Here is an 18759-nt window from a genome sequence, read left to right as displayed (position 1 = left end):
CTAGACCAGGGTCGACCAGTAGTTCCAGAACCGCACCAGGATCATCAGGGTCAACGCCGTGAACCAGAGCGTCACCAACGACCAGCGCCATTGGTGGACGAAGCGCGCCACCCCGTACTCCAGGCGCGGCTGCAGCGCGATGGCAGCCACCACGACGAACAGCGGGACGGTGACCGCCCAGACCACCATGCAGTACGGGCACAGCGCGCCGATGCGGTACAGGCTCTGAAAGATCAGCCAGTGGATGAACGCGACGCCGAGCAGCGTGCCAACGGCCAGCCCACCCCAATACCACCGCGGCAGCCTGACCTTCGCGATCGCAAGCACACCGGTGACCACCACGACGGCGAACGACACGACGCCGATGAGCGGGTTCGGGAAGCCGAACGCCGAGGCCTGCGGGGTGATCATCACCGAACCGCAGGACAGCACCGGGTTGATGCTGCAAGAAGGCACATAGTCGGGATTGATCAGTATTTCGATCTTCTCCACCGTCAGTGTGATCGCGGCGGTCAGTCCGAGCACCCCGGCGATCAGCACCCACAGCGCGCTGGCGCGCCCCACCTCGACGCCCGGCCTCGCGTCGTCGACGGCGGGTTCGGCCGGGCGGTCGGCGGACTCGGCCGAGCTGTCGGCGGTGACGGTCATGGCGCGGCCGGCGGCGCCGGCGGTTGCTTTGGATCCGGATTAGGGGAAGCGGCCACCAGGCCGGGCACGTCCCCGACGATCTCCTTGATCTTGTTCACAAGGTCCTCGGGCGACTTGAGCTCGTAGTCCGCACCGTTGATGCGGATGGACGGAGTCGAGTTGACGCCGGTCGCCGAGGCCAAGCCCTGCGCCATCTCCTCGTAGCGGCCCTTGCTGATGCAGTCAGGCACGCCACCTCCCGCGCCGGCCAGGCGGGCGGTCTTGATCAGAGTCTCGTTGTCGGGGAACGGCCCGACGTTCTCTTCCGGCTGCTGGGCGTACAGGGCGGCGTGGAAGCGGCGAAACGCGTCCTTAGACTCGTCGGCCACGCAGTAGGCCGCGTTCGACGCCCGCGACGAGTAGCCGTCGCCTGCGCGATCGAGGATGGACACCATGTAGTAGTCGGCGGCCACGGCACCGCTGTCGATCAGGTTGCTCACCGTCCGGCCATACTCCTTCTCGAAGTTGCCGCATGCGGGGCAGAGGAAGTCCTCGTACAGCCCCAGCACCGCCTTCGGTTCGGAGGTCCCCTCTTTGGTGATGAGCTTGCTCGACGTCACTCGGATCGATTTGGCCTCGCCTGACTCCGGCTTCTTGTCGGCACCCATGACGATGTAGAGCACCAGCCCGACGCCGAGGAGCACGACGACCGCGGTCAGACCAATCTGAATCAGCATGTTGCGCCTGCGGTCGGCGGCGTTGAGGTCGTAGCTGGTCTTCTTGGATTTCGTGGCCACGGGGTCAAGGGTACCGGCGAGGTCTCGCCGGCTCGTCAGCTCCGGTGCAGATGCGCACGCAGGGCCGCGATGATGTCATCGGTCGCCACCGCCGCGCCGCCGCCCAGCCCGAAGAAGTTGGGAAAGGCGTGGATCATCGAACCGAACTCGAGCATGTCGACCGCGACACCGGCCGATGACAGGGCGGCCGCGAATTGGCGGTCCTGATCCAGCAGCGGATCGAAGCCCGCGGTCACGAGCAGGGCGGGCGGCAGCCCGGAGAGATCGGAGGCCAGCAGAGGCGAGACCTGCGGATCGGACGGATCGACACCGGAGCCGCCGACGTACTGCTCATGGCAGAAGTCCATGTCCCAGCGACGCAGGAAGAAGCCGTCGGCGAAGAGATCCATCGAGCGTGTGTGGGCGGTGAAGTCGCACATCGGGTAGAGAAGCAGCTGCATGAAAGGAAGCGGTGCACTCTCGTTGCGGGCGCGCTGTGTCACCACCGCGGCCAGGTTGCCGCCCGCGCTGTCTCCGCCGACCGCGACCCGGCCCGCGTCGGCCGAAAGATCGGCGGCGTGGTCGCAAGCCCACCGATAGGCGGCGTACGCGTCTTCGGCCGCTGCGGGCGCCTTGTGCTCGGGTGCGAGCCGGTAGTCGACGAACAGCACATGGATGTCCGCGCGGGCAGAGATGACCTCACAGAGGTTGCCGTGCGTCGGATAACCGCCGACGACGAAACCGCCGCCGTGGAAGTAGACCAGCAGCGGCGCGTGATCGCCGCCGCTCGTCGTCGGGCGGATGTGCACCGCTGGAATGTCTCCACCAGGTCCCGGTATCGAGACGTCCGACGTGGTGACGTCGGCATGCACCCGTGGGAACCTCGACGCCGTGGCGTCGAGGCGGGCGCGCGCGGTCGCCGGATCCTTGCTGAGTATCAGCCCCTCCCGGCCCGCAACCCGGGACGAGGCCAGCACGAGCTGCAGGGTGGTGTCCAGCGTCTTGCCGTCGATGGATATCGAGCGGCCCCGCAGCAGCACCCGTTTGGCGCGGTCGGGCATCCGGGAAATGGCCTGCATTGTCGGTGCGCCAACGACCTTCTGCAATCTGTCCCTGAAGTCGGGCCGGACCGCCGGATCAGCTGCAGCCATGGCTTCTCCTCGTCGACGGCTGATCACGAATGCGACAACTGCCGCGTGAAACACCATTGTCGGACATCGGGCGAAATGCCAGTCCAGGTACTGATTAGGTGGCGTATCCGGCTCGGCAATATAGTCATCGGCGAAGTCGGTGGTCTTTCGGTACCACCAACTCCAGTCAACTAGGCAGGGATAGGTGACATGACGTCGGCGGCTGCGATTCCTTCGGTCACTCTGAACGACGACAACACGATGCCGGTGATCGGTCTCGGCGTCGGCGAGCTGTCGGATGCCGAGACCGAGGAGTCGGTGTCGGCTGCGCTCGAGGCGGGCTACCGCCTCATCGACACGGCGTCCGCGTACGGCAATGAGGCCGCGGTGGGCCGGGCGATCGCGTCCTCCGGTGTGCCGCGCTCCGAATTGTTCGTCACCACCAAGCTGGCCACCTCCGACCAAGGTTTCCAGTCATCGCAGGATGCGCTCAAGGAGAGCCTGGAGCGGCTCGGTCTGGACTACGTCGACCTGTACCTGATTCACTGGCCCGCCGGCGAACAGGGGAAGTACGTCGACAGCTGGGGTGGGCTGATGTCCAGCCAGGGCGCGGGGCTCACCCGTTCGATCGGCGTCGCCAACTTCAACGAGGAACACCTGTCGAACATCGTCGACCTGTCCTTCGTGGCCCCCGTCGTCAATCAGATCGAGCTGCACCCCCTGCTGAACCAGGCCGAGTTGCGCGCGGTCAACGAGAGCCGCGGCGTGGTCACCGAGGCCTACGGCCCGTTGGGAGTGGGTCGGCTGCTGGACAATCCGACGATCGTGTCCATCGCCGAGGCGCACGGCAAGACGCCTGCGCAGGCACTGATCCGGTGGAGCATCCAATTGGGCAACGTCGTGATCCCGCGTTCGTCGTCGCCGGAACGGGTGAGGTCGAACCTCGAGGTGTTCGACTTCGAGCTGACCGACGACGAGATGGCCACGCTCAACGGGCTCGACGACGGCACCCGGTTCCGCCCGGACCCCGAGACCTACACCGGCACTTAGGCTTGGCCGCCTAGGGGCAGGTGATCTCGAGCTCGAAAGACTTGTACACCGGTCGCTCGGGCGGCGTTCCGACCACGGTCGCCTGCCCCTTGACCGTGTACGTGTTCCCCGCCTTCGTCGCCGTCGGCACTCCGGAGGTCCGGTAGCGCCCCGCCGAAAGCGCGACATCAGGCAGATTGATCGCCAGCAGCGAGACCGACGGCGCAGCACCCTTCGGGGTCAGGTCCAGAACCACGATGGGGTTCGGGCTCGTCGCACCGGGAGCGGTCCCCGGCGGATCCAGCTCGATGGACACCTCACCCGTCGGCCCGTCCATACAGACCGTCGTGCCGTCGACGGTTCGGGTCTGCCCCTCGACAACGATCCTGGCCGGGTTCGGGGCCGCGTCGTCGCGCGACTCCGACGACGAGCAACCCACCGGTGCCACGACGATGAGGCCGCCGACGACGATCGCAGCGCTTCGCCGCATCGGATTGCGCGCAGGCATGGTGACTTTCAGCTCGTCGGGCAGGTCGCCGCAGCGTCGCGCAGCACCCTCGCCGAAGCCACATCGATGGGCAGATCGTAGCCGCGCAGGACGGCGATGAACTGCACGGCGTACTGGCAGCGGAACGCCTCGTTGGGCGGCATCCACAGCGCGGGCTCGGAATCGCTCTTGTCCTGATTGGGCTCCCCCGCCACGGCGAGCAAGTTCGCCGGATCGTTGGCGAACCGCACGCGCAGGCCCTCGGGCCAGTCGCGGGCACCGAGATCCCATGCGAGCGCCAACGGAACGAGGTGGTCGATCTGCACCGATGCGCCGATTCGGTTGCCGCGCGTGAACACGACGACCTCATTGGTGTACGGGTCGTGCAGCGTACCGGCGGCAACGGCGTTGGGGCACCGCTTGATCGACACGTAGGTTTTTTCGACGAGGTCGCGGTCCAGGATGTCATTGCGGGTGTCGCACCCGTTGTGTCCGCCGGGAGCCGGGTTGTCGTCGGTCCATGAGTCGCCGAAGGCGACCCTGCGATAATCGAATACCCGTGTGCGCCGCGGTATCTGCGCCATTCCGGCCAGGACGTCGACGCCTGCGGCGACCCTGGGCACATCGGACTGTGCGACGAACAGCGCCGCGCGCTGGCTCGCCGAGGCGACGGTCTGGCATGCCACTGCAACGGCCAGCATGACCGCAAGGGCGAGATACGCCAACCGCTTGCCACTCATGTCTTGTCCAGGTACTCGACGCGCTCGGTATCGGTGAATTGGGCTGCCAGCAGAGCCATTGCGGGATCTGCGGAGGCCTTGTCGTAGTGCGACTGGCAGAAGGCGCGCGCCTCTTCGATGATCTCGCGATGCTCCAGGAGAGAAAGGAAGCGCAGCGTGATCGCGCGGCCCGACTGACTGTAGCCAAGCACATCGCCCTCACGGCGCTCCGCGAGGTCGAGATCGGCAAGCTCGAAGCCGTCCAGCGTGCCCGCCACCGCCGTCAGCCGCTCACCCGCCTTGGAGCCCTCCGGCAGCCTGGTTGCCAGAAGACACAGGCTGGCGTGTTCGCCGCGACCGATGCGCCCGCGTAGCTGATGCAGCTGACTGATGCCGAACCGGTCGGCATCCATCACGAACATCACCGTGGCGTTGGGGACGTCGACGCCCACCTCGATGACGGTGGTGCACACCAGGACATCGATCTCGCCCGCGCGGAACGCGGCCATCACCGCATCCTTCTCGTCGGCGGGCAGCTTTCCGTGCATCAGCCCCAACCGCAGGCCCGCCAGCGGGCCGCGGCGAAGATGCTCGAGCAGTTCGACCACTGTGGTCGCAGGCGGCCCGGCGTCCTCGCCGCCAGTCTTCTTGTCGTTCTCGTCGATGCGCGAAGCGACGATGTAGGCCTGCCTGCCGGCCCGCACTTCCTCGATGATGCGCGTCCAAGCGCGGTCCAGCCATCTCGGTTTATCCGCGATGAAGATCGTGTTGGTGGTGATCGGTTGACGACCGCGTGGCAGTTCGCGCAGCGTCGACGTCTCGAGGTCGCCGTAGACGGTCAGGGCCACCGTGCGAGGAATGGGGGTGGCGGTCATCACCAGAAGATGCGGCGTCAGGCCTGCTGGTGCCTTGGCGCGCAGCCGATCTCGCTGTTCGACTCCGAACCGGTGTTGCTCGTCGACCACGACCATGCCCAGCTTGTGGAAGTCGACGGTGTCCTGGAGGAGGGCGTGCGTGCCGATCACGATGCCCGCCTCACCCGAGGCGACCTCGTCGCGAACCTGCTTCTTCTGCTGTGCCGTCATGGATCCGGTCAGCAGCGCCACCCGGGTGGCGTTCTCGACACCGCCGAGCTGACCCGCCATCGCCAGGGGGCCGAGAACGTCGCGCACCGAGCGGGCATGTTGGGCGGCGAGCACTTCCGTCGGGGCGAGCAGCGCGCACTGATAGCCGGCGTCGACCATCTGGAGCATGGCCAGCACCGACACGATGGTCTTTCCCGAGCCGACCTCTCCCTGCAGCATCCGGTTCATGGGGCGGGTTTCTTGAAGTTCGGCCGACAGCGTTTCGAGCACCTCCTTCTGCCCCGCTGTCAGTTCGAACGGCAGCTGCTTCATCAGCGCCGCGAGTAGGCCGTCGTCTTTCCTTGCGGCACACGGACCAGATCCGCCGAGTTCACTGTTTCGGCGCGTCACCAGTGCCCACTGCAGCCCGAGCGCCTCGTCGTGAGTGAGGCGCTCGACGGCCTTGTTCCGCTCGGATTCGTTCTCCGACAGGTGAATGGCGCGCAGTGCCTCGTCCTCGGACATCAGATCACGCGGCCGCAGGGATGATTCCGGGAGCGGATCGGTGATGGGATCGAGCACGTCGAGCACTTGGCGCACGCAGGCGTAGATGTCCCAGCTCTGCATCTTGGCACTGGCCGGATAGATCGGAAAGAAGTCACGCGCGAATCCTTCGAGCAGAAGCTCGCCGCTGGTGTCTCTCGACGTTTCGGCGATCTTCGCCAACGACTTGGAGCCCTTGCCGGAGTCCAGGATCAAAAAGGCCGGATGGGTCAATTGCATTGTGCCCTTGAAGTATCCGACCTCGCCGGACAGCATCACGCGCAGGCCCTCTTTCAGGCTCCTCTTGATGTACTTGACGTTGAAGAACGTCGCGGTCACCTTGGGTCTGCGGTGTCCGAGCGTGATGACGAGGTACTCGCGCTTCGGCGTGCGATTCGTCAGTTTCAGTTCGTATTTCGTGATGGTGTCGACGAAGGTGATGTGCTCGCCTTCCTCCGGGGGTTCGTCATCATCCGTGTACACCGTCGACCCCGTTTCGTACCTGCGCGGATAGTGCCGCACGAGGTCGTTCACGGTGCGAATTCCGAAGTGTTGCTCGAGCTGACCGGCCGCCTTGGCGCCGAGGACGAATTCGAGCCGGTCAGAGAGCGCGACCACTACTCCACCCCGATCAGCAGTGCGTCACCGCGATGGCCTGTCGCATACGTCACCAACTCGATGCCCAGATGCTCGTTGTGCACATGTCGCTGAAGCGCTTCGCCCACAGCCGGCTCCACGCCTGCGCCACTGAGCACGGTCACCAGCTCGCCGCCTGCGACGAGAAGCAGGTCGATCATCCCGGCGCCCGCGGCGGTGAGGTCATCGGCGACGATCAGCACTTCGTCACCGGCGATGCCGAGGCCGTCCCCTGGCCGGCAAGTGCCTGCCCACGTCAGCGCCTCCTCGGTGGCGACCCGCACCGAGCCGTGGCGGGCGCCTGCCGCGGCGCGCGCCATGGTGTAACCGTCGTCGACGGCCTGCCGGTCGGCGTCGTGCACGGCAAGCGCCGCCAAGCCCTGCACCATCGAGCCCGCAGGCACTGGAACCACGTCGATACCCCAGCCGATCGCCGCGGTGCAGCCCGCAACCAACTCCTCTGCGGCCACGAATCCGTTGGGCAGCACCATGATCTGGGCTGCGCCCGCGTCGACGAGTCCGCGCAGCAGCTCCTTGGCGGTCACCGCCGTCGCGGGGTCCGTGGCGTCCGGATCAGGTCGCAGAACATGGGCTCCTTCGCCGGCGAAGAGCTCGGCGGCGCCGTTCCCGTCGACGACCGCCAGCACCGCACGCTCGCGAGTCCAGCCGCCGGGCGCATGCGCGGCGGAGCCACCGGTGAGTGCGGTGATCTGGATTCGGCTGAGCACGCCGAACGGCAGCGCAGCCTCGACGGCGCCGCCTGCATCGTCGGCATGCACGTGCACCGAGTAGCGCCCAACGCCGTCGGACCCCGACGCCGCGATCGCGACCGAGCCACCGATCTCGTCGAGCCGCTGTCGGAGGCGCTCCACCCCGTCGGGGCGACAGTCGCTCAGCAGGTACATCACCTCGAACCGCGGACCCGGTGCGGCAAGGGCGGTCTCGACGTGCGGCGGGGCGGGCACGTACTCCTGGCGGGCGGGCGCGCGACCGGACACCGTCTTGGCGAGGGCATCCAGCAGCACCAGCAGACCGCGACCGCCCGCATCCACCACGCCCGCATCGGTGAGCACAGCGAGTTGCTCGGTGGTTTTGTCGAGCGCGATCACCGCCGCATCCGACGCGGCCGACACCACACCACCGAGGTCGGCGGCGCCTGAGACGGCGCCCTCTGCGGCTTCGGCGGCCGCCTGCAGCACCGACAGGATGGTGCCGGGCACCGACTCGCCCATCGACGCCACCACAAGCCCGACCGCATGGCGCAGCGCCGCGGCCAGGATGGCGCCGTCGATGTCGGCGAGCTCGCCTCGGCGATCGGCGGCGGCCTCCGCGGTGACGTCGGCCAGGCCGCGCAGGATCTGCGAGAGAATCACCCCGGAGTTGCCTCTGGCGCCGTTCAGCGCACCGTCGGCGAGCGCGGCGGCCACTTCGGCAACGCCACTTTCTCCGGAGTGTGCGTCCGCCTGTGCCCAGGCCGCGCGCATGGTGAACAGCATGTTGGTGCCGGTGTCCGCATCGGCGACGGGGAAGACGTTCAGCCGGTTGATCTCGTCGGTGTGCGTGATGAGGTCGCCGACCGAGGTGTGGGCCCATTCGCGCAGGCCGGACGCGTCCAGCCGTCGACCATGCTCGGCCATCGGTCACCCACCTCCCTCCCGGACCAAGGGGACCCCCGGTGGGCGCCAGCCTATCGACTGCGCCGGACAACGCCTGCCACATCGACAGGCCCGGTCGCCCGCCGGTGGACAGCGTTTTGGCGTTCTCTTTGCCGCCCGGTATCCTGGTCAGGTTGTTGGGTCGGATATGAATAGACCCCCGAAGCACTGATCCAAGGAGTTCTCGAATGGCTGCCGTCTGCGATATCTGCGGGAAGGGCCCCGGCTTCGGCAAGTCGGTCTCGCACTCCCATCGCCGGACCAGCCGTCGGTGGGACCCGAACATCCAGAGCGTGCGCGCCGTGACCCGTCCCGGCGGCAACAAGAAGCGCATCAACGTCTGCACGTCCTGCATCAAGGCCGGCAAGGTCACCCGCGGCTGAAAACGCCCAAACCGACATTTGGGCGGATCTGTGTGAGAAGAACCCGCCACAACGTCGATCTCGGCAGCTAGGGCAGCCGCCAATCGATCGGTTCGGCGCCCATCTGCTCGAGCAGCTCGTTGGCGCGGCTGAACGGCCGCGACCCGAAGAATCCCCTCGACGCCGACAGCGGCGACGGATGCGCCGACTCGATCGCGACGCAGTCGCTGCCTTCGAGCATCGGCTTGAGCGTCGACGCGTCACGTCCCCACAGCACCGCGACCAACGGCTTCGAGCGCGCCACCAACGCCCGAATCGCGCATTCGGTGACGGCTTCCCAGCCCTTGCCCCTGTGCGACGCCGGAGCGCCTGGCCTAACGGTGAGCACCCTGTTGAGCAGCGTCACCCCGCGCTCGCACCATGGCGTGAGGTCCCCGGTGGCAGGCGCCGGATAGCCGAGGTCCTTGCGGTACTCGGCGAAGATGTTGTCGAGGCTGCGTGGCAGCGGCCGAACATCCGGGGCGACCGAGAAGCTGAGGCCCACCGCGTGCCCCGGCGTGGGGTACGGGTCCTGCCCGACGATCAGAACCCGCACCCGATCGAACGGAAAGGTGAACGCCCGCAACACGTTCTGGCCGGCCGGTAGATAGCCGTTACCCGACGCGATCTCCGCCCGCAGAAACTCTCCCATCTGCGCGACCTGGGCGCCCACCGGCTCGAGCGCCTGCGCCCAACCCATTTCGACCAACTCGTTCAACGGCCGTGCAGTCACAGGAGATGAACCTAGCCGCTCAGCTCAGTCGTAGGACTGCCAGCCCGGGCTTCCCGGCCACGTCTCGCCGTCGACCAGCACCCGCGACGGAGCGTCGATGACCGTGCCGATGGGCCGCCATCCCTTGGGCGGAACGCCGTGGAACGTCGCGACCAACGCATGGTCTTCACCGCCACCAAGCACCCACGTCCACGCGTCGACCCCTACCGCTTCCGCGGCCTCCGACAGCGCCTCGCGGTCGGCGGCCAACGCCGCGGTCGACACGTTGACACCGACTCCCGACGCCTGGGCGATATGGCTCAGATCCGCGACGAGGCCGTCGGAGACATCCGTCATCGCCGTCGCGCCGCCGTCCGCGGCGATACGCCCATGACCGTATGGCGGCTCGGGTGTCAGGTGCACGCGGCGCAGGTCCTCGAACCCGTCGATTGTGTTCTGCCACAAGTGATATCCCGCAGCAGACCGACCGAGCGTCCCCGCGAGGGCCAGGGTGTCGCCCACCCGCGCGCCCGAACGCAGCACCGGTGCGCGCTCACCAAGGGCGCCAAGCACCGTCACCGAGATCACCCACTGCGGGGCGCTGACCAGATCGCCGCCGACGACCCCCGCGCCGAGCTTGCGAGCCTCTTCCCACATCCCGTCGGCCAGTTCGACCGTGTGCGCGGCAGGCGTGTCTCCTGGCGCACCGAACGCCACCACGAAAGCGGTCGCCGCCGCGCCCATGGCTTCGATGTCCGCCGCGTTCTGCGCGATCGCCTTCCGGCCGACGTCATGCGGCGACGACCAGTCCAGCCTGAAATGCCTGCCCTCCACCAGCATGTCGGTGGACACCACGGTCCTGCCGTCGGCCGCGGTGACCACGGCGGCGTCGTCGCCGGGGCCGACGGTGACCACCGCGGGCTGATCACGGCCGGCAACCAGGCGATCGATGACGGTGAACTCGCCGAGGCCCGCCAGACTCTCCGCGGGCTCCTCGGTGGCCACGGCACCTCCTCACTGTGCTGCGATGCTCACGCTGGCTCTCGTCGGGCGTGCGCTGAACACCGAGCAATTTTGGTCCCTGCGGCGTGGAGTCTATGCAGCGAAGTAGAGGAGATACCGGGTGGTCGATGCTTTCATGCTGATCCAGTGCCGCGCCGAGGTCGTCAAGCAACTGGCCGCGCCGCGTTCAGCAGGTCGCCGGATCGCGACCTTAGAGTTGCCCTTGTGGCATCGCCAGCCGACGACGGCCCGGACGGGCCGCCGCGCGCACTCCTGATCGCCGCGATCGCAATAGCGGTCGCTGCGATCGTCGCCGTGCTGGTTGTCGCGGTGCTGCGGCAGACCCCGACCCAGCAGGAACCGGTCCCCATCGCGACGGTGCCCGCGCCGCAGGCGGGAAGTGCCGAATGCACGGCGTTGATGGCAGCACTGCCCGACCATCTCGGCGACTACCGGCGCGCGCCTGCGGCCGAACCGGCACCGCCGGGCACCGCCGCATGGCGGGCCGAGTGGGACACCGATCCGGTGATTCTTCGCTGCGGACTCGACCGTCCGCTGGACTTCGTCGTGGGTGTGCCCACCCAGGTCGTCGAACCCGTGGCGTGGTTCGAGCTGACCGAGGCGGACAGGAGCACCTGGTTCGCCGTTGACCGCCCCGTATATATAGCCCTGACACTGCCCAGCGGTTCGGGTCCGACACCCATCCAGGAGATCTCGCAGGCGATCTCGAGCGCGATGCCTGCCAGGCCGGTCGATCCGGCGCCCGCCCGCTAGCGCAGTCCGGTGCCCCGGGCCAGCGCGGTGTCCACCATCGCCGCCAGCAGGGTCGGGTAATCGACGCCGCTGGCCGCCCACATCCTCGGATACATCGAGATCGTGGTGAACCCGGGCATGGTGTTGATCTCGTTGACGACCGGGCCGTCATCGGTAAGGAAGAAGTCGACGCGGGCCAGGCCCTGGCAGTCGATCGCGCGGAACGCCCGGATCGCCAACCGCCGTACTTCGTCGGCGATGTCGTCGTCGACCTTGGCGGGCACGTCGAGTTCGGCGGCGTCTTCGAGGTACTTGGTAGCGAAGTCGTAGAAGCCGTCCTCACGTCCCCGCACGCCGGCCACGCGGATCTCGCCGACCGTGCTCGCCTCGATCCTGCCGTCGGGTAGTTCCAGTACGCCACACTCCAGTTCGCGTCCGGGCACGGCCGCTTCGACGATCACCTTTGGATCGTGTGTGCGTGCATCGGCGATCGCGGCGGGCAACTCATCCCATGCCGTGACCCGGTTGACCCCGATCGACGACCCGCCGCGGGCGGGCTTGACGAAGACCGGCAACCCGAGGCGTTCACGATCCTCCAATTGCAGAGACTCGTTCTGTGGCCGCAGCACCACATGATCACCGATGGGCAGCCCGTCGGCCGCCAGCAGCTTCTTGGTGAACTCCTTGTCCATCCCCGCCGCGCTGGCCAGCACCCCGGCGCCGACATACGGCACGCCGGCCAGTTCGAGGAGCCCTTGGATGGTGCCGTCCTCCCCGTAGGGCCCGTGCAGCACAGGAAAAACGACGTCGACCGACGCCAACAGCGCTCCTGGGGCGCCCTGACTCAGTGACAGCAGCTGACCGCCTCGGCCGTCGGCGGGAAGAGCGAGCGCCGTCCCCGAAGCACCGCTGACCTCAGGCAATCGACCGTCGGCAATCGCGAGGGTGTCCGGCTCCGCGTTGGTCAGCACCCACGACCCGCCCGGCGTGATGCCCACAGCCACCACTTCGAAGCGCTCGGGATCGAGGTGGCGCAAGATGCTACCCGCGGAAACGCAGGAGATCGCGTGCTCAGAGCTGCGTCCGCCGTACACGACGGCGACACGGACGCGACCGGCTGAGCCGGGCTGGTGGCGGGCAGTCACAACCTAAAGAGGCTACCGCCCCAGCCGAAACCCACACGATCTACCGTTGCGACCCGGCTCGTCAGCGCAGCGCCTGCTCGATATCGGCGACGAGATCCTCGGTGTCCTCGATCCCCGCGGAGATGCGTGCGAAGCCCTCACCGACCGGATCGCCCCAGCGCGCCCGGCGATCGATCGAACTGTGGATGCCGCCAAAGCTCGTCGAGGACACCAGTAGGTTGCTGTTCTGCGCCAACGCATGAACGGCGGCGGCGTCGGACAGTTCGATCGCCACGATTCCGCCGAATCGCTTCATCTGCCGGTTCGCCACCTGGTGCGACGGGTCATCGGGCAGCCCCGGGTAGCGCACCGACCGCACGGCGGGATGGGCGCGCAGCGCCAGCGCCATCGCGAGGGCGTTCTGACACTGACGCTCGTACCGCAGACCCGCCGTGCCGATACTTCGCAACACAAGCCACGCCTCGAACGCGCCGAGGATGGGGCCGGCCAGCCGACGTTCATGCTCGATGGCTGCCATCTGATCCGCGTGACTGCCCGCCACGTAGCCTGCGAGCAGATCGTGATGACCCGAAAGCGATTTGGTGGCGCTGGCCACCACGAGATCAGCGCCGAGCGACAACGGTTGTTGCCCCAGCGGTGTCGCGGTGGTGTTGTCGACGACAAGGAGCGCGCCGCGCTCACGGCAGTTCAGCGCGAGCCTGTGCAGGTCGACGACGTCCAGGCCCGGATTTCGACGGTGTTTCCGCGAGCACCACGTCGGCGTTCGATGCAGCGTCGATGATGTCGGCGCACGTCGCCTCGATCACTGTAGTTCCGTGCGGTGCAAGGTATTCGGTTGCATAGCGGCGAACCTGGTAGTAACCGTCGGCGGGCACGACGACGGTGGAGCGCGGCTTGACGATCGCCCGCAGCACCGACGTGATCGCCGCCATGCCCGATCCGAACGTCAACGCCGATGCGGCGCCTTCCAGGTCGGCCAGCGCCGACTCGAGTCGGCGCCACGTGGGGTTGTGATACCGCCCGTAGCTGTCGAGTGAATCGTCTTCGTCGGCTGGGATGTGATACGCGGACGCCAGCACCGGCGGCTGCGCAATGGGTCCTCCCGGCAACGCTTCAGTCCCAGTTGCTTTGACGCTTCTGGTCGAGTCGCCGTACAAGCCGGACATGCGGCTACTCCGGTTTCGTGCTGCGACCGAGCAGCAGCGCGACCGCCTCGGGCACCGAGAACCCTTTGTGGCATACCCGGTGAACCGCGTCGGTCAACGGCATCTCGACGTCGTAGCTGCCCGCGAGCGCCAGCACCGACTCGCACGACGTGACGCCTTCTGCGACGTGCCCGCCGCCTGCCAGCTTTGCCGCCTCCAACGACTCCCCTCTGCCGAGCCGGGTGCCGAAGGTGCGATTACGCGAATGGGGCGACGTACACGTCGCGACGAGGTCACCGACCCCGGCCAACCCGGCCAGGGTGGCGGGTTTGGCGCCCAACGCGATTCCCAATCGCATGATCTCGGCGAGACCCCGGGTGATGATCGCGGCCACCGAGTTCTCCCCCATCCCGACACCAGCCGCCATGCCGCAGGCAAGCGCGATGACGTTCTTGCACGCGCCACCCACTTCGGCGCCGATGACGTCGGCGTTGGTGTAGGGACGGAAGTACCCGGTGGCCATCGCTCGCTGCAGGGTCACCGCCCGACCGGAGTCGGAGCAGGCCACGACGGTGGCAGCGGGTTGTTGCTCGGCGATCTCGCTGGCCAGGTTGGGGCCGGTGACGACAGCCACCCGCGCCGGGTCGGCGCCCGTCACCTGAATCACCACCTGGCTCATCCGCATCAACGAATCCAGCTCGATGCCCTTTGCGAGGCTGACCAGCGTCGCGTCCTCCTTGATCAGCTCGGCCCACCGCGAGAGATTGGCCCGAAGTGTCTGCGAAGGAACCCCGAATAGCACCGTGCAGGCGTTCGACAACGCCTCGGCCGGGTCGCTGGTAGCGCGGATCGATGCAGGCAGTTCGACGTCGTCGAGGTATTCGGGGTTGCGATGGGTGTCGTTGATCTCGTCGGCCAGCTCCGTGCGCCTGGCCCACAACGTGACGTTGTTACCGGCGTCCGCCAACACCTTGGCCAGCGCTGTTCCCCACGCACCGGCCCCCATTACCGCCGCCTCCACCACGGCTCAACCCTAGCTCGCGCGGACTGGCAGGATGGAAACCTATGAGCGGCACGCAGACCGGCGCGCCCGCTGACGTCGGATTGGTCATCGCCGTCAAGCGGCTGGCCGCCGCCAAGACGCGACTCGCCGGGGTGTTCTCCGCTGCGACCAGGGAGGCCGTGGTGCTGGCCATGATGGTCGACACCATCAAGGCCGCGCTCGCGGTTCCCGCACTGCAAACGGTCACCGTCGTCACCCCGGACCAGGTTGCCGGGGAGACCGCCCTGGAGTTGGGCGCGCAGGTTCTGTCCGACCCGACACCCGACGGCCACCGCGACCCGCTGAACAATGCGATAAGGGCCGCAGAGGATGTCATTCGTGACTCGACGCCGAACATCGTTGCGCTGCAGGGTGATTTGCCCGCATTGCAGCCGCAGGAACTCGCCGAGGCGATCGCTGCCGCCCGCGGATACCCACGCAGCTTCGTCGGGGACAGGCACGGTACCGGGACCTCGGCGCTGTTTGCCTTCGGTGTCGCGTTGGCGCCTGAGTTCGGACCGGATTCCGCCCGACGCCATCAGCATTCGGGGGCCATCGAGCTCACCGGGCCGTGGCCCGGGCTGCGCTGCGATATCGACACACCCGACGACCTGATGGTGGCCCGCAGGCTCGGCGTCGGGACGGCGACGACGCAGGCCATCGGCAGGCCAAGGTGAACAGCGGTTGAGGATATTGCCCGTCGTTGGCCGCTGCGCTCGGCGATGAGGAATGATCGGTTGGATGACCGAAGCCGAGACTCGTGTTCGACAGCAGGGCACCATCGCGGTGCCGGGTGATTCGGGGTCCGCGCGCGAGGAGGACAGCAGAACTCCGGAGGCACCACCAGCGGCGACGGCGCCTGCCGTCGACAACGCACTGCCCGAGGACCGATATCTCAACCGCGAACTGAGCTGGCTGGACTTCAACGCGCGCGTGCTCGCGCTGGCCGCCGATCCGTCGCTTCCGCTCCTCGAGCGCGCGAAGTTCCTCGCGATCTTCTCCTCGAACCTCGACGAGTTCTACATGGTCCGGGTGGCAGGGCTGAAACGTCGCGACGAGATGGGATTGTCGGTGCGTTCCGCCGACGGGCTGTCACCCCGCGAGCAGTTGCGCCGGATCAGCGAGCGCACGCAGCAGATCGCCAGCAGACACGCGCATGTGTTCTCCGACGCGGTGCGCCCTGCGCTCGCCGAGAAGGGCATCGTCATCGTCACCTGGGCCCAGCTCGACGACGACGAATGCGAGCGGCTGTCGACCTACTTCCATGAGCAGGTCTTCCCGGTGCTCACACCGCTGGCGGTCGACCCCGCCCACCCGTTCCCATTCGTGAGCGGGTTGAGCCTGAACCTGGCGATCACCGTCAAGCATCCCGATGACGGCGGTCAGCATTTCGCCCGAATCAAGGTGCCCGACAACGTCGACCGCTTCGTGGGACTCGACAGCCGGAACGGCGAATTGCGCTTCCTTCCGATGGAGGAGCTGATCGCGGCGTTCCTCACCGTGCTCTTCCCCGGCCTGGAGATTGTCGAGCATCACGCGTTCCGGATCACCCGCAACGCGGATTTCGAGGTCGAGGAGGACCGAGACGAGGATCTGCTGCAAGCGCTCGAACGTGAGTTGGCCCGACGGCGTTTCGGTTCTCCGGTGCGTCTCGAGGTCGCCGACGACATGACCGAGAACATGTTGGAGCTGCTGCTGCGCGAGCTCGACGTGAACCCCGGCGACGTCATCGAGGTGCCTGGCCTGCTGGATCTTTCGTCGCTGTGGCAGATCTACGGTGTCGACCGTCCTGAGTTGAAGGACCCGCCGTTCGTGCCGGCCACCCCGCCCGCGTTCGGTGAGCGGGAGACGCCCAAGAGCATCTTCGCGACGCTGCGCGACGGCGACGTTCTTGTTCACCACCCGTACGATTCGTTCTCCACCACGGTGCAGCGGTTCATCGAGCAGGCCGCCGCCGACCCCAATGTGTTGGCGATCAAGCAGACCCTCTACCGCACGTCGGGTGATTCCCCGATCGTCAACGCGCTGATCGACGCGGCTTCGGCGGGTAAGCAGGTCGTGGCGCTGGTGGAGATCAAGGCGCGCTTCGACGAGCAGGCCAACATCAAGTGGGCGCGAGCACTCGAGCAGGCAGGTGTGCACGTCGTCTACGGGTTGATCGGGCTCAAGACCCACTGCAAGACCGCGCTCGTGGTGCGGCGCGAGGGGTCGGCCATCCGGCGCTACTGCCACGTGGGCACCGGCAACTACAACCCGAAAACCGCTCGGCTCTATGAGGACGTCGGCCTGCTGACCGCCGCCCCCGACATCGGCGCCGACCTCACCGATCTGTTCAACTCGCTGACCGGTTATTCGCGCAAGGATTCCTACCGCAATCTGCTCGTCGCCCCGCTCGGGGTGCGCAGAGGGATCATCGAGGGAATCGAACGGGAAGTCGCCGCAACGCGCGAAGGCGCCGAGGGACGAATCCGGCTGAAGGCGAACGCTTTGGTCGACGAGCAGGTGATCGACGCGCTCTATCGGGCGTCGCAGGCCGGTGTGCGGGTCGAGGTCGTGGTTCGCGGAATATGCGCGCTACGCCCGGGGGCCGCAGGCTTCTCGGAGAACATCGTGGTTCGCTCGATACTCGGACGCTTCCTCGAGCACTCGCGAATTATTCACTTGCGCGCCATCGATGAGTTATGGATCGGCAGCGCGGACATGATGCATCGTAATCTCGACCGCCGGGTCGAAGTGATGGCCCAAGTGAAGGATCCGAGGCTGAAAACGCAGCTGGATGAGGTGTTCGAGTCGGCGATGAATCCGGCCACCCGCTGTTGGGAATTGGGCGCCGACGGGAGTTGGACCGCCTCCCCGCATGAAGGCCAGACCGTCCGCGATCATCAAGTGTGGCTGATGGAACGCCACCGACATCCTTGAGAGTTCCCGCGGTTGAAAATGACCGGCAGGAGTTGAGGTGCCGAAGAAGTCCTCCCGTGACGCGGTGCCCGCGAACAAGGCGGTGCTCGCAGCGGGTGCTGTGCTGTGGCGATTCAGCGATGACGGGGGTGAGCCCGAGGTCGCGGTGATCCACCGGCCCCGCTACGACGACTGGTCGCTGCCCAAGGGCAAGGTCGAACTCGGGGAGAGCGAACCGTTGACCGCGGTACGCGAGGTGCACGAGGAAACCGGCTATGCCTGCCACCTCGGCCGCCGGCTGACGTCTGTGAGCTATCCGGTCGAGAAGCAGGGCATCAAGAAGGTGCGTTACTGGGCGGCACACATCGTCGACGGCGACTTCACTCCGAACGACGAGGTCGACGAGTTGAAATGGCTGCCCGTTTCGGCGGCGGTCAAGCAGCTGCAGTATGCACACGACCGGAAGGTGTTGCGCCGGTTCGCCAAGTTTCCGCCGAACACCAAGACCGTACTGATCGTTCGGCACGGCACGGCGGGCAGCAAGTCGAGCTACAAGGGCGACGATCGGCTGCGCCCACTGGACAAACGCGGCCGGGCGCAGGCGGAGTCGCTGGTCGGTCAACTGCTGGCCTTCGGTGCCGACACCTTGTATTCGGCCGACCGCACCCGCTGCCACCAGACCATCGAACCTCTTGCCGAGGAGCTCGGCGTCGGAATTCAGAATGAACCGCTGCTCACCGAGGAGGCCTACGCCGACGATCGCAAGGCGGCGCGGCGCCGGATACTCGAAATCGCCGCGGCCGACGGCACACCGGTGATCTGCACCCAGGGCAAGGTCATCCCGGATCTCATCGAGTGGTGGTGTGCCCGCGACGGCGTGCGTCCCGACAAGTCACGCAACCGCAAGGGCAGCACATGGGTGATGTCATCATTGCAAGGCACTTTGGTAGCGGCCGACCACATCGGTAGTCCGCTCGCCCCCACCAAGAAATAGC

Annotated in this window: 17 protein-coding genes and 1 pseudogene; 6 read left to right on the top strand and 12 right to left on the bottom strand. The window is 67.0% G+C overall.

The genetic code is table 11. The annotated features are described in order from the left end of the window. Genes C6A82_RS09830 through C6A82_RS09820 form a run of 3 tightly spaced genes read right to left on the bottom strand, consistent with a single transcriptional unit; the run spans position 1 to position 2554 of the window. Complete coding sequence (locus C6A82_RS09830) at positions 1 to 648, bottom strand: vitamin K epoxide reductase family protein (RefSeq protein ID WP_105346630.1); 648 nt, start codon at positions 646 to 648, stop codon at positions 1 to 3. Next, positions 645 to 1424, bottom strand: coding sequence for a thioredoxin domain-containing protein (locus C6A82_RS09825; RefSeq protein ID WP_199193843.1), 780 nt, complete (start codon positions 1422 to 1424; stop codon positions 645 to 647). The genes C6A82_RS09830 and C6A82_RS09825 overlap by 4 nt, the downstream gene beginning before the upstream one ends. A 35-nt stretch (positions 1425 to 1459) precedes the next feature. Continuing rightward, positions 1460 to 2554 carry an alpha/beta hydrolase gene (locus C6A82_RS09820; RefSeq protein WP_105346628.1) on the bottom strand — a complete coding sequence of 365 codons (1095 nt, stop codon included), beginning with the start codon at positions 2552 to 2554 and terminating at the stop codon, positions 1460 to 1462. Between the two features lie 189 nt (positions 2555 to 2743). On the opposite strand from C6A82_RS09820, the gene C6A82_RS09815 reads away from it, so the two are divergent. Beyond that, positions 2744 to 3583 (top strand): aldo/keto reductase, encoded by an 840-nt coding sequence (locus tag C6A82_RS09815; protein ID WP_105346627.1) that lies wholly within the window; start codon positions 2744 to 2746, stop codon positions 3581 to 3583. Positions 3584 to 3593: 10 nt separating this feature from the next. Here the strand turns inward: C6A82_RS09815 and C6A82_RS09810 are convergent, their stop codons facing one another. From C6A82_RS09810 to C6A82_RS09795, 4 genes are read right to left on the bottom strand one after another with little or no spacing between them, the layout of a single operon-like run. Next, positions 3594 to 4070 carry a lipoprotein LpqH gene (locus tag C6A82_RS09810; protein WP_105346625.1) on the bottom strand — a complete coding sequence of 159 codons (477 nt, stop codon included), beginning with the start codon at positions 4068 to 4070 and terminating at the stop codon, positions 3594 to 3596. A gap of 8 nt (positions 4071 to 4078) precedes the next feature. After that, complete coding sequence (locus C6A82_RS09805; RefSeq protein ID WP_105346624.1) at positions 4079 to 4789, bottom strand: HNH endonuclease family protein; 711 nt, start codon at positions 4787 to 4789, stop codon at positions 4079 to 4081. Further along, the gene (gene recG, locus C6A82_RS09800; protein ID WP_311101768.1) at positions 4786 to 6993 is read right to left on the bottom strand and encodes an ATP-dependent DNA helicase RecG; all 2208 of its coding nucleotides are present in this window, start codon (positions 6991 to 6993) and stop codon (positions 4786 to 4788) included. The genes C6A82_RS09805 and recG overlap by 4 nt, the downstream gene beginning before the upstream one ends. After that, the gene (locus C6A82_RS09795; RefSeq protein WP_105341499.1) at positions 6993 to 8648 is read right to left on the bottom strand and encodes a DAK2 domain-containing protein; all 1656 of its coding nucleotides are present in this window, start codon (positions 8646 to 8648) and stop codon (positions 6993 to 6995) included. Before C6A82_RS09795 ends, recG begins: the two co-directional genes overlap by 1 nt. Positions 8649 to 8854: 206 nt before the next feature. Between C6A82_RS09795 and rpmB the strand changes: the two genes are divergently transcribed. After that, positions 8855 to 9049, top strand: coding sequence for a 50S ribosomal protein L28 (gene rpmB / locus C6A82_RS09790; protein ID WP_105341502.1), 195 nt, complete (start codon positions 8855 to 8857; stop codon positions 9047 to 9049). Between the two features lie 67 nt (positions 9050 to 9116). Here the strand turns inward: rpmB and C6A82_RS09785 are convergent, their stop codons facing one another. Together C6A82_RS09785 and C6A82_RS09780 are read right to left on the bottom strand one after the other, a co-directional pair. After that, positions 9117 to 9800, bottom strand: a complete 684-nt coding sequence (locus tag C6A82_RS09785) for a uracil-DNA glycosylase (protein WP_105341504.1) — start codon at positions 9798 to 9800, stop codon at positions 9117 to 9119. 24 nt (positions 9801 to 9824) lie between these two features. Then, on the bottom strand, positions 9825 to 10784 hold the full coding sequence (locus tag C6A82_RS09780) for a thiamine-phosphate kinase (protein ID WP_311101767.1): 960 nt from the start codon (positions 10782 to 10784) through the stop codon (positions 9825 to 9827). Between the two features lie 222 nt (positions 10785 to 11006). Here C6A82_RS09780 and C6A82_RS09775 point away from each other — a divergent pair, with 222 nt between their 5' ends. Then, a complete protein-coding gene (locus C6A82_RS09775; RefSeq protein WP_105341458.1) occupies positions 11007 to 11555 on the top strand; it encodes a DUF3515 domain-containing protein in 549 nt (182 codons plus the stop codon). Here the strand turns inward: C6A82_RS09775 and C6A82_RS09770 are convergent. The 3 genes and pseudogenes from C6A82_RS09770 to C6A82_RS09760 form a co-directional block, all read right to left on the bottom strand. Then, positions 11552 to 12679, bottom strand: coding sequence for a D-alanine--D-alanine ligase family protein (locus tag C6A82_RS09770; RefSeq protein ID WP_105341457.1), 1128 nt, complete (start codon positions 12677 to 12679; stop codon positions 11552 to 11554). The genes C6A82_RS09775 and C6A82_RS09770 overlap by 4 nt on opposite strands. A gap of 61 nt (positions 12680 to 12740) precedes the next feature. Further along, positions 12741 to 13845 (bottom strand): annotated as a pseudogene (locus tag C6A82_RS09765) (cystathionine gamma-lyase). A 4-nt stretch (positions 13846 to 13849) separates the two neighbouring features. After that, entirely contained in the window at positions 13850 to 14830 is a 981-nt protein-coding gene (locus C6A82_RS09760) for an NAD(P)H-dependent glycerol-3-phosphate dehydrogenase (RefSeq protein ID WP_199193985.1), read from the bottom strand. Between the two features lie 59 nt (positions 14831 to 14889). On the opposite strand from C6A82_RS09760, the gene cofC reads away from it, so the two are divergent. Genes cofC through C6A82_RS09745 form a run of 3 tightly spaced genes read left to right on the top strand, consistent with a single transcriptional unit; the run spans position 14890 to position 18758 of the window. After that, positions 14890 to 15543: a 2-phospho-L-lactate guanylyltransferase gene (gene cofC / locus C6A82_RS09755; RefSeq protein ID WP_105349325.1), complete on the top strand. Its 654-nt coding sequence runs from the start codon at positions 14890 to 14892 to the stop codon at positions 15541 to 15543. 52 nt (positions 15544 to 15595) lie between these two features. Continuing rightward, on the top strand, positions 15596 to 17785 hold the full coding sequence (locus tag C6A82_RS09750; RefSeq protein ID WP_105349326.1) for an RNA degradosome polyphosphate kinase: 2190 nt from the start codon (positions 15596 to 15598) through the stop codon (positions 17783 to 17785). A 37-nt stretch (positions 17786 to 17822) separates the two neighbouring features. Further along, positions 17823 to 18758 (top strand): bifunctional NUDIX hydrolase/histidine phosphatase family protein, encoded by a 936-nt coding sequence (locus C6A82_RS09745; protein WP_105349327.1) that lies wholly within the window; start codon positions 17823 to 17825, stop codon positions 18756 to 18758. Position 18759 lies beyond the last annotated feature (1 nt).

It is taken from the genome of Mycobacterium sp. ITM-2016-00318 (assembly GCF_002968285.2).
In the GTDB taxonomy this organism is placed as follows: Bacteria; Actinomycetota; Actinomycetes; order Mycobacteriales; family Mycobacteriaceae; genus Mycobacterium.
Note: the sequence above shows the minus strand (reverse complement) of the source record. Positions and strands in the feature narration are given on the sequence as shown.

Bases quoted from the DNA above. Each gene is read 5' to 3' on its own strand.
- C6A82_RS09830 (WP_105346630.1), bottom strand. From the start codon at position 648: ATGACCGTCACCGCCGACAGCTCGGCCGAGTCCGCCGACCGCCCGGCC.
- C6A82_RS09805 (WP_105346624.1), bottom strand. From the start codon at position 4,789: ATGAGTGGCAAGCGGTTGGCGTATCTCGCCCTTGCGGTCATGCTGGCC.
- C6A82_RS09815 (WP_105346627.1), top strand. From the start codon at position 2,744: ATGACGTCGGCGGCTGCGATTCCTTCGGTCACTCTGAACGACGACAAC.
- C6A82_RS09810 (WP_105346625.1), bottom strand. From the start codon at position 4,070: ATGCCTGCGCGCAATCCGATGCGGCGAAGCGCTGCGATCGTCGTCGGC.
- C6A82_RS09760 (WP_199193985.1), bottom strand. From the start codon at position 14,830: ATGGGGGCCGGTGCGTGGGGAACAGCGCTGGCCAAGGTGTTGGCGGAC.
- C6A82_RS09820 (WP_105346628.1), bottom strand. From the start codon at position 2,554: ATGGCTGCAGCTGATCCGGCGGTCCGGCCCGACTTCAGGGACAGATTG.
- rpmB (WP_105341502.1), top strand. From the start codon at position 8,855: ATGGCTGCCGTCTGCGATATCTGCGGGAAGGGCCCCGGCTTCGGCAAG.
- cofC (WP_105349325.1), top strand. From the start codon at position 14,890: ATGAGCGGCACGCAGACCGGCGCGCCCGCTGACGTCGGATTGGTCATC.
- C6A82_RS09750 (WP_105349326.1), top strand. From the start codon at position 15,596: ATGATCGGTTGGATGACCGAAGCCGAGACTCGTGTTCGACAGCAGGGC.
- C6A82_RS09795 (WP_105341499.1), bottom strand. From the start codon at position 8,648: ATGGCCGAGCATGGTCGACGGCTGGACGCGTCCGGCCTGCGCGAATGG.